Here is an 8,164-nt window from a genome sequence, read left to right as displayed (position 1 = left end):
GGGATTGGGGCGGGTGGTCCGGGCAGGTAGCCGCCCGCCGCCATCCGCTTCGCGGACTTCGCGTACATGTCGGGCGACAGGCCGTGGACGCCGGTGCCGTCAATCCACCGGTTGTAGAAGTTGAAGAGCGCGCACACGGAGACCGCGTCGTAGACGGCCTCGTCCGACCAGTCCGCCGCCTTCAGTCGCTCCACGTCCTCGCGGCGCACGTCTCCGGGCGCGTCGTTGAGTTTGTCCACGAAGGCGAACAACGCCTTCTCGGCCTCCGGAATGGGGGCCGTCGCCACATCGTCCAGCACGGCCTGGACGCGCTCCGTGCTGCCCAGCAATTCCGCCGCGACCGCGGCGTGAGAACCCAGTCAAAACACACAGGCGTTGCGCCGCGACGTGTACGCGGCGATGAGCTCCCGCAGGCCCGCCGACAGCGGCGAGGGCCCCCGCATCACCTCATGGGTGAACGCGGACAGCGCATCCGTCATGCGCGGCTTGAAGGCGAACAGGTGCCATATCTGCGGCGACGGAAAGCCAGACGCCCGCGCCATGGCGATCATCCGTCCGTAGTGGCCGTCGGACTCGTGGGACTCGACGTCCGGCAGGTACATGGGTTCCGGGGCAGGGGGCTTCTTCATCGCGCACTTCCTGTTTCAGGACGACGGAGGGGGAGACGACGCTCAGGACAGCGACGCGAGGAACGCGTCCAGCACCGCGTTGAAGGCTTCGGGTTGCTCCTGGTTGGGCAGGTGCGCGGCGTCGGTGATGACCTCCAGCCGTGCCCCCTGCACCAGGTCCACCATCTGCTTCGCCTTGGCCAGGGGCGTGATGGTGTCGTGCTCGCCCACCACCACCAGCGTGGGCCCCGCGAAGCGCGCCAGGATGTCCTTGCTGTCCGGCCGCTGCGCCATGCCCCGCTGCGCGGCGGCGAGCGCCTGGGGGGATGCGGCCCGGCCCATCGCCGTCACCTCGCGGCCCACCGGCGAGTCCGCTCCCGCGTGCACCAGCTTGGGCACCAGCCCCTGGATGACGGACGACGCGCCCTGGGTGAGGGCCTGCTGGGCGGTGGCCTCGCGCTTCTCCCGGCCGGCGTCATCATCCGCCGTGCACTGCGTGTCCACCAGCACCAGTCCGCGCACCCGGCCCGCGTCCTCGCGCAGCAGCGCCATGGCCGCGTAGCCGCCCATGGACACACCGCCCACCACCGCCGCGTCGATGTTCAGCGCGTCCAGCAGCGCGAGGCCGTCCTGCGCCAGCCTGCGCATCTCCATGGGGCCTTCGCCCAGCGGGGTCTGCCCGAAGCCGCGCAGGTCGGGGACGAGGAACCGGTAGCGCCCGGACAGCGCCGCCACCTGCCGCTCGAACGCGGAGCCGTCCAGCGGGAAGGCGTGCAGCAGCAACACCGGCAACCCCTGGCCCACGTCCCGGTAGTGGAGCGGGATTCCATCCACGGCGACCGTCAGCATGCGTCCTCCCAGGCAACCGCGTGAGGGGTGCGGCGTTCAGAGCCACTTCTTGTACTTGAACCAGCCAACGAGCCCCAGCGGGAAGCCCACCATGGTGGCCCACATGGCGTAGTACCAACCCTTGCCGGACAGTTCGTCGAAGTTCTGCCCGAAGAAGCCGACGATGAAGGACAGGGGCAGGAAGAGGGTGGCGAAGATGGTGAGCTGCTTGCTGATGTCGTTGGTGCGGTTGGCCACCATGGACAGGTAGCCGTCCATCACGTTGCCCACCACGTCGCGGCCGGAGTCGATCTGCTCGTACAGCCGCACCAGGTGGTCGTACACGTCGCGGAAGTAAAGCGTCGTCTTCTCCTGAATCTGCGGGATGCCCCGGCGCGACAGCATGCCCACCACGTCCCGCTGCGGAGACAGCACCCGGCGCAGCGTCACCAGGGCGCGCTTGAGTTGGAAGATGCGCTGGAGGTGCTCTGGATCCGGCTCCGCGAAGATGGCGTCCTCCAGGTCGTCCAGCGCGTCGCCGAAGTCATCCATGATGGGGAACTGCGCGTCCACGAGCGAGTCCGCGAGCAGGTAGAGGATGACGTCCACGCCCCGGCCCAGCGTGCCCGCCGGGTCGTCCCTCACGCGCCGGAGGATGGCGTCGTGGCCGGGCAGCCGCAGCTGGTGCACGCTGATGAGCCAGTCGTTCGCCAGGAAGTAGTGCTGTTCGTGCAGCGTCAGCTCGGTGACGTCCTTGCCGTTGCAGCTGAAGCCCTGGAGCACGATGAACTGGTGGTGTGGGTACTCCTCCAGCTTGGGCCGCTGGTCCAGGTGCAGGCAGTCCTCCACCGCGAGCCGGTGGAGCTGGAAGCGCTCGGCCAGTCGCCCCATGACCTCCGCGTCCGGCTCCAGCACGTCGATCCACTTGGGCCCCGGCCGGTCGAGCAGCTCCTCCCCGCCCAAAATCGCCTTGCCGTCCTCCCACAGACAGACCTGGATCATCTTGAATCGGCTCCCCGGCCGTCCTTCTGGCCCGGGATGCTTGCTAGAACTCCCCGGACGCGAAGTCGAGGGATAGAGTGGGGGCAACGTGTCCGCTGCCGCCGAGAGTCCCCCGCCGGCCTCCCTCACCCCGAGGCTCGAAGAAATCCTCCAGTCGCTGCCCGACCGCGCCTTTTCCGCGCGGCTGCGAGCGGTGTACCTCGCCGCGGCCCATGCCATCTCCCGGCTGAGCGACCTGGACCTGGTGAAGTACGAGACGCCCGTCGTCGACGCCAGCCCCGACCTGTCGCTGTGGGAGGAGATGGCGCCCGTCATCCGCGACACGGTGATGGACGTCAACGCGCTGCTCAACGTCATCCGGGAGCAGTTCCCAGGCACCCCGCCGAAGGCTGCGCCCCCGTCCCGTCCAGGCCCCGGCGACGTGCCCGGCCTGCTCCAGGAGGGCATGGGGAGGCTGGCCCAGAGCATCACCCAGCTGGGCGAGGCCATGCGCAACCCGGCCGTGGTGAGCGACCGCTGGCAGCTGTTGGCGGAAATCCAACGTTTCCGCTCGGACTATCGCGAGCAGATGAGCCAGCTCGTCTTCGACTCCGCGAGCGCCTTCGGCGAGGTGTCCCGCGCCCAGGTCGTCCCCGGCTACGAGGCGGAGGTGAAGGCGGCCGTCACGGTGCGGGCCATCACCTCCGACCTGTCGCGCATCGTGGCGGCGCGGCTGGGCAAGGTGCGCGACGCGAAGCCGGAGGAGGTGCTGTGGAACGCGCAGCAGCTCCAGACGGAGATGGATGCCTTCGGCCGGACCGCCGCGTACCGGAACCTGCGCGCGCAGGACAAGCGGAAGATCGTCGAGGCCCGCGCGGAGGTGGGGGCGCTCGCCATCCAGACCGCGCCGGACCAGAGGGACCTGCTCACCGTCGCGGAGGGCCTGGACGCGCTGGTGCGAAGCCTGTCCGCGGTGAACCAGCGGCAGCTCCTCATCCTCCACGACCGTGAAGTGTGGGCCGCGTGCGGCGTGCGGCTGGAGCGCGCCCTGATGCAGTCGAAGAAGGATCCGGTCGCGTCGGCCAAGGCGCTCGCGGAGGCGGCGGTCAGCGCGCAGTCGCTCTATGGCCGCGACGCGACAATGGACGCGTTCCTGCGCAAGGCGCGCAAGCTGAAGCTCGCCACGCTCACCGGTCCGGAGCTGCTCTCCACCATCGAGTCCTTCCAAAGCCAGCTCGCGCAACTGGACGTGATGTGAAGGCCGGCATGGCGAAGGACGTGGCGAAGGGGGCGGAGCCGCGCCCGCTGCGGCAGGCGGACCTGTCCCACGTGCACGGCGTCTTCACCGACGTGGACGGCACGCTGACGACCGGGCACAAGCTGCGCAGCCAGACGGTGCGGGCGCTCGAACAGCTGTCCGCCTCCGGGCTGCGCGTGGTGCTGGTGAGCGGCCGGCCGGCGGGGTGGGGCGAGGCGTGGGCCCGGCAGCTTCCCGTGGACGGCGTCATCGTGGAGAACGGCGGGTTGTTCTTCCTCAAGGGGAAGAAGGGCGAATTGCGCAAGGTGTACCTGGAGCCTCCCGCAGAGCGCCTGGCCAACCGCCAGCGCCTGGAGGCGGAGGTGCACCGCGTGCTGGCCCAGGTGCCCGGGGCGCGCCTGTCGGTGGACAGCCGCTACACGGAGGTGGACCTGGCGGTGGACTACAACGAGGAGGCCCGGCTGGGAGACGCGGGGGCGTCCGCCATCGAAACGCTGCTCCGGGCCCGGGGCGTGACGGCGGTGCGCTCGTCGGTGCACGTCAACTGCTGGCTGGGTCGGTTCGACAAGCTCTCCGCGTCCCGCCGCTTCGCGCGCGTGGCGTGGGGCGAGAAGCTGGAGCCCGCGGACGGTCGGTACGTCTACGCGGGGGATTCTTTCAACGACGCTCCGATGTTCCAGGCGTTCAAGCTGGGCGTGGGCGTGGCCAACGTGCGCGCGGTGCTCAATCGCATCGACGCGCCCCCGGCCTTCATTACCCGGGCGCCCGAGGGGCGGGGATTCGAGGAGCTGGCACGCGCCCTCCTCGCCCGCCGCCGGCCGTCCCGCAGTCGAGGAGTCTCAACGTGAATGTCGTGAAGCTGGAGCTGGCCCGGGGCCTGGGGCGTCACCTGCGCGCGGGCCACCCGTGGGTGTTCCGCAAGGCGCTGGAGCACCCGCCGCGGATCCCCGCCGGCAGCGTGGTGGACCTGACGGAGAACGGGAAGTTCGTCGCGCGCGGTTACTATGATCCGCACTCGGCCATCGCGGTGCGCGTGCTCACGCGCGACTCGCGCGAGACGGTGGACTCGCGCTTCATCACCCAGCGCGTGCAGCGCTCGCTGGCCGCGCGCACGTCGCTCATCGACCTGAAGGACACCGACAGCTACCGCCTCATCCACGGCGAGGGCGACGGCCTGCCCGGCGTGGTGGTGGACCTGTACGCGGGCTGGGCGGTGATGAAGCTGTACTCGGCGGGGCTCACCCCCTACCGGCCCCTCATCGTGGAGGCGCTGAAGGCGGGCGTGCCGGGCCTCAAGGGCATCATCGGGCGCGACGAGGTGGGCCGCGACGACGTGGAAGAGGACGACGGGCGCGGCACCGGGCGCATGCTCTGGGGCGAGGAGGCCCCGGAGCTCATCCCCATCCGCGAGCGCGGCGCCGTGTTCATGGTGGACGCGTGGCGCGGACAGAAGACGGGCTTCTTCCTGGATCAGCGGGAGAACCGTCACCTCATCCGCCGGCTGGGGCAGGGCAGGGACGTGCTCAACTGCTTCTGCTTCAGCGGCGGCTTCTCAGTGAACGCGGCGCTTGGCGGCGCCAAGAGCGTCTTCTCCGTGGATCAGGATCCGGAGGCCATCGCCCTGGCCCGCGAGAACTTCACGCGCAACGGGCTGCCGGCGGAGAAGCACGACTTCCTCGCGGCGGACGTCTTCGCCCTCATCCAGTCGTTCAAGGAGGAGGGCCGCACGTTCGACCTCATCATCCTGGACCCGCCCGCCTTCGCGAAGAGCCAGCGCGCGGTGGAGGCCGCCATCGACGGTTACGCGTCGCTCAACCGGCAGGCCCTGGCGCTCTTGCGTCCCGGGGGGCTGCTGGCCACGGCGTCGTGCTCCGCGCGCGTGAACGGGGACATGTTCATGGGCGCCGTGCGCGAGGCGGGCTTCAAGGCCGGCGTGGACCTGGCGCTGGTGGAGGAGCGCTACCAGCCGCCCGACCATCCGGTACGCCTGCAGTTCCCGGAAGGCAAGTACCTGAAGTTCTACGTGATGCAGGCGGTGTAGCGCGCCGTCCGGCCACCGACAGGGGCGCCCGGTCCGGGGCGCCTCCCAGGGGCTGCATGGAAGGCTTCGCGAAGCGGCTTCAGGTCCCGAAGACCTGGTGGGCCACGCGGTCCAACACGTCCTTGCCCCAGACGATGCTGGCCTTGCCCAGGCGGTCCAGGTCGCGGGTGAACTCGCGGCCGTCCGGCATCACCGTGTACGTGCGGCTCAGGAACAGGCTGCCGCTTGCGGGCTCGAAGTCCACGCTGCCGCCACCGGTGTCCGTGCCTTCTTCCTGCTGCTGCCGGAAGCCCTCGATGATGCCGGGCTTGGGCGGCTCGCGGAACCGGTAGATGAGGGCGCTGGCCTTGAGGGAAGGGGGGGACTCGATGTGCTCGAAGGCGTACTGCCCCTCGCCGTTCATCATGCCGCCCAGGCCCTGTTCGTTGAGGCCCTCGGTGATGCCCGCTCCCTGCGTCTGCAGGTACCACTTCACCAACTGACGGGCCGCATCCCGCGTCATCGGGCCCCCAGCGGCCGGCGCTGGACGCGCCATGCCGATGGTGGACAGCAGCCACTGCAGGCCGGTGGAAAGGGAGCGGCTCATGGGCGCGTCACTTCGCGGGAACGGTGCGATCCGCGACGCGATTGAAGACTTCCTCGCCCCAGTTGAGGCTGGCTTCCACGAGCCGGTCGAGGTCTTCCTTGAACTGCTGCTCCGCCGGCACGACGCCGTACGTGCGGCTCAGGAAGAGGCTCTTGTTCTCGGTCTCGTAGTCCACCTTGCCGCCGCCGGTGTCCGTGCCGGACTTCTCCTCGGCACGGAAACCGTCGATGACGCCCGGACGGGGCGCGTCGCGGAAGCGGTAGATGAGGGCGCTGCACTTCAGCGCCCCCGAGTCCTTCGCATGTTCAAAGTAGATTTGCGCCTCGCCGAGGGCGGCGCCGCCAAATCCCTTCGCGTTGAGCCCGGAGCCTTCCGCGTCTCCGTGGGCCCTCATGAATGACTGCACCAGTCGCTGGGCTTCTTCGAGCGTCATACGTGCAGTCATATCACACCGTCGGTTGACTAGAACTTACCCTCGCGCGCCTGGTCGAACGGGACGCGCTGGTTCAGGTACGTGTCGTTGATGTTGTGCGCGCCGGAGAAGATGCTCTTCTCGGAGAAGTAGTGGATCTTCGCGTCCTTGCCCGCGTTGCGGATGAGGTCGAGGGGGCCCTTGCCGCTGGTGCCCAGACCGAACAGGCCCGGCACGGGGTCCTTGTCGTTCACGTAGTGCACGTACTTCGGGCCGTTCGGGTAGGTCGCCGCGGCGGCGCCGAAGGTCTCCACGGAGACCTTGCCGAGCTTCGCCTCGACCTGCGCGGGGGACAGCCCGTCTTCGATGCGCAGCCGCTTGGCCACGTCGTTGAGCGCGCGCGAGGTGATGAGACCGCCCTGGCTGTGCGCCATCAGGTGCACGTCACGGCCGGCCTTCAGCTCCGTGTAGAGCGAGTCCGCCAGCGTGTCCACGGCCGGGTTCTTGCCCTTGTCCATCTTGTCCGTGACGCACTGGCCCAGGTCCTTGAAGAAGCCCTCGGTGGAGTTGTGGATGCCGATGGTCTTCTGGCCCGTCTTGTCCGCGATGGCCTGCAGCGTCTCCTTCTGGCCCGCCATGTCCGTCATCATGCCGTTGACGTAGATGAGGGTGCCTTCGGTCTTCACGCCGTCCTTGGGCGTGTAGGCCGGGACCTGGCTCAGCGGGGTGCTGGCGTCGAACGTCTGGCCGCCAGCGCCCACCAGCTTGCCGTCGAACACCTTGTCCTTGGAGCCGGCCGGCGCGGTGAAGACGCTCGCGGGCGCCGCGGTGCGGACCGCGCTGTTCGTCGCGCGCGCGTCGAAGCCGTCCTTCACCTGGTTGGCCGGCTTGGCCGTCACGGCCGGAGCGGGCTTCGCCACCGGGGCCGGGGTGGTCGTCGGCGTGGTCGGCGTGGTGCGCGTGGCGTTGTTGATGGAGTTACGACCGCTCCCGATGGTTCCCATGGCTTGATGCTCCTGCGGATTCTTTGAAGGGGGGAAGGAAAGCTTGAGGCGTTGATCCATTCTCACCGCAACCGCCCAAAAGTTGCGAGGGGGTCGCGGAATGTGTGTGACGCACCGCGCAGCGGCGTGTCCACGGTGCGGAAGGCTTTGAAGACGGACCGGCCGCTCCGGAAGGGGCGGATTAAGGTGGTGGCATGGTCCAGAAAGGTCAGTTCCTGGAGCGCTCCACGCTCATCCCCGTCGGCGGAGACCCGGAGGTGATGGAGGGCACGGTGCACCGGGGGCAGCGCTCCCCGCCGCTGCTCATCCTTCCGCCCCGGCCGGAGGAGGGGGGCGGCATGGACCACGTCCTGGCGGCGGAGGTGGCCTTCGCGGCGGCGCGGGCGGGCTTTCCCACCCTGCGCTTCAACCACCGGGGTGTGGGGGCCAGCCAGGGCGTACGGGGC

Annotated in this window: 10 protein-coding genes and 1 pseudogene; 4 read left to right on the top strand and 7 right to left on the bottom strand. The window is 69.4% G+C overall.

The features are described 5' to 3' along the window. From D7X74_RS36400 to D7X74_RS36385, 4 genes are all read right to left on the bottom strand, one after another. Nucleotides 1–329: carboxymuconolactone decarboxylase family protein (locus D7X74_RS36400; protein WP_120537581.1), on the bottom strand; the 329-nt coding region annotated here is incomplete at its 3' end. Nucleotides 330–359: 30 nt separating this feature from the next. Next, complete coding sequence (locus D7X74_RS36395; protein ID WP_120537580.1) at nt 360–629, bottom strand: peroxidase; 270 nt, start codon at nt 627–629, stop codon at nt 360–362. Between the two features lie 42 nt (nt 630–671). Beyond that, nucleotides 672–1,457, bottom strand: coding sequence for an alpha/beta fold hydrolase (locus D7X74_RS36390; RefSeq protein WP_120537579.1), 786 nt, complete (start codon nt 1,455–1,457; stop codon nt 672–674). Nucleotides 1,458–1,493: 36 nt separating this feature from the next. After that, a complete protein-coding gene (locus tag D7X74_RS36385) occupies nt 1,494–2,438 on the bottom strand; it encodes a magnesium transporter CorA family protein (protein ID WP_120537578.1) in 945 nt (314 codons plus the stop codon). 88 nt (nt 2,439–2,526) lie between these two features. On the opposite strand from D7X74_RS36385, the gene D7X74_RS36380 reads away from it, so the two are divergent. The 3 genes from D7X74_RS36380 to D7X74_RS36370 are packed head-to-tail and all read left to right on the top strand — an operon-like array spanning nt 2,527 to nt 5,716. Then, on the top strand, nt 2,527–3,675 hold the full coding sequence (locus tag D7X74_RS36380; RefSeq protein ID WP_120537577.1) for a hypothetical protein: 1,149 nt from the start codon (nt 2,527–2,529) through the stop codon (nt 3,673–3,675). Nucleotides 3,676–3,683: 8 nt separating this feature from the next. Then, on the top strand, nt 3,684–4,523 hold the full coding sequence (locus D7X74_RS36375; RefSeq protein WP_120537582.1) for an HAD-IIB family hydrolase: 840 nt from the start codon (nt 3,684–3,686) through the stop codon (nt 4,521–4,523). After that, entirely contained in the window at nt 4,520–5,716 is a 1,197-nt protein-coding gene (locus tag D7X74_RS36370; protein WP_120537576.1) for a class I SAM-dependent rRNA methyltransferase, read from the top strand. Before D7X74_RS36375 ends, D7X74_RS36370 begins: the two co-directional genes overlap by 4 nt. A 79-nt stretch (nt 5,717–5,795) precedes the next feature. On the opposite strand, the gene D7X74_RS36365 is transcribed toward D7X74_RS36370, so the two are convergent. Genes D7X74_RS36365 through D7X74_RS36355 form a run of 3 tightly spaced genes read right to left on the bottom strand, consistent with a single transcriptional unit; the run spans nt 5,796 to nt 7,718 of the window. After that, the gene (locus D7X74_RS36365; RefSeq protein WP_120537575.1) at nt 5,796–6,302 is read right to left on the bottom strand and encodes a hypothetical protein; all 507 of its coding nucleotides are present in this window, start codon (nt 6,300–6,302) and stop codon (nt 5,796–5,798) included. Nucleotides 6,303–6,309: 7 nt separating this feature from the next. Continuing rightward, a complete protein-coding gene (locus D7X74_RS36360; RefSeq protein WP_120537574.1) occupies nt 6,310–6,735 on the bottom strand; it encodes a hypothetical protein in 426 nt (141 codons plus the stop codon). A 29-nt stretch (nt 6,736–6,764) separates the two neighbouring features. Next, nucleotides 6,765–7,718, bottom strand: coding sequence for a hypothetical protein (locus D7X74_RS36355; RefSeq protein ID WP_120537573.1), 954 nt, complete (start codon nt 7,716–7,718; stop codon nt 6,765–6,767). Between the two features lie 194 nt (nt 7,719–7,912). Here D7X74_RS36355 and D7X74_RS36350 point away from each other — a divergent pair. Beyond that, nucleotides 7,913–8,164: pseudogene (locus D7X74_RS36350) on the top strand (alpha/beta hydrolase); the annotation flags it as partial.

Origin of the sequence: Corallococcus sp. CA047B (assembly GCF_003612065.1) — a bacterium.
In the GTDB taxonomy this organism is placed as follows: Bacteria; Myxococcota; Myxococcia; order Myxococcales; family Myxococcaceae; genus Corallococcus; species Corallococcus praedator.
The sequence above is the reverse complement of the archived record's forward strand: the minus strand, read 5'-3'. Positions and strand labels throughout refer to the sequence as shown.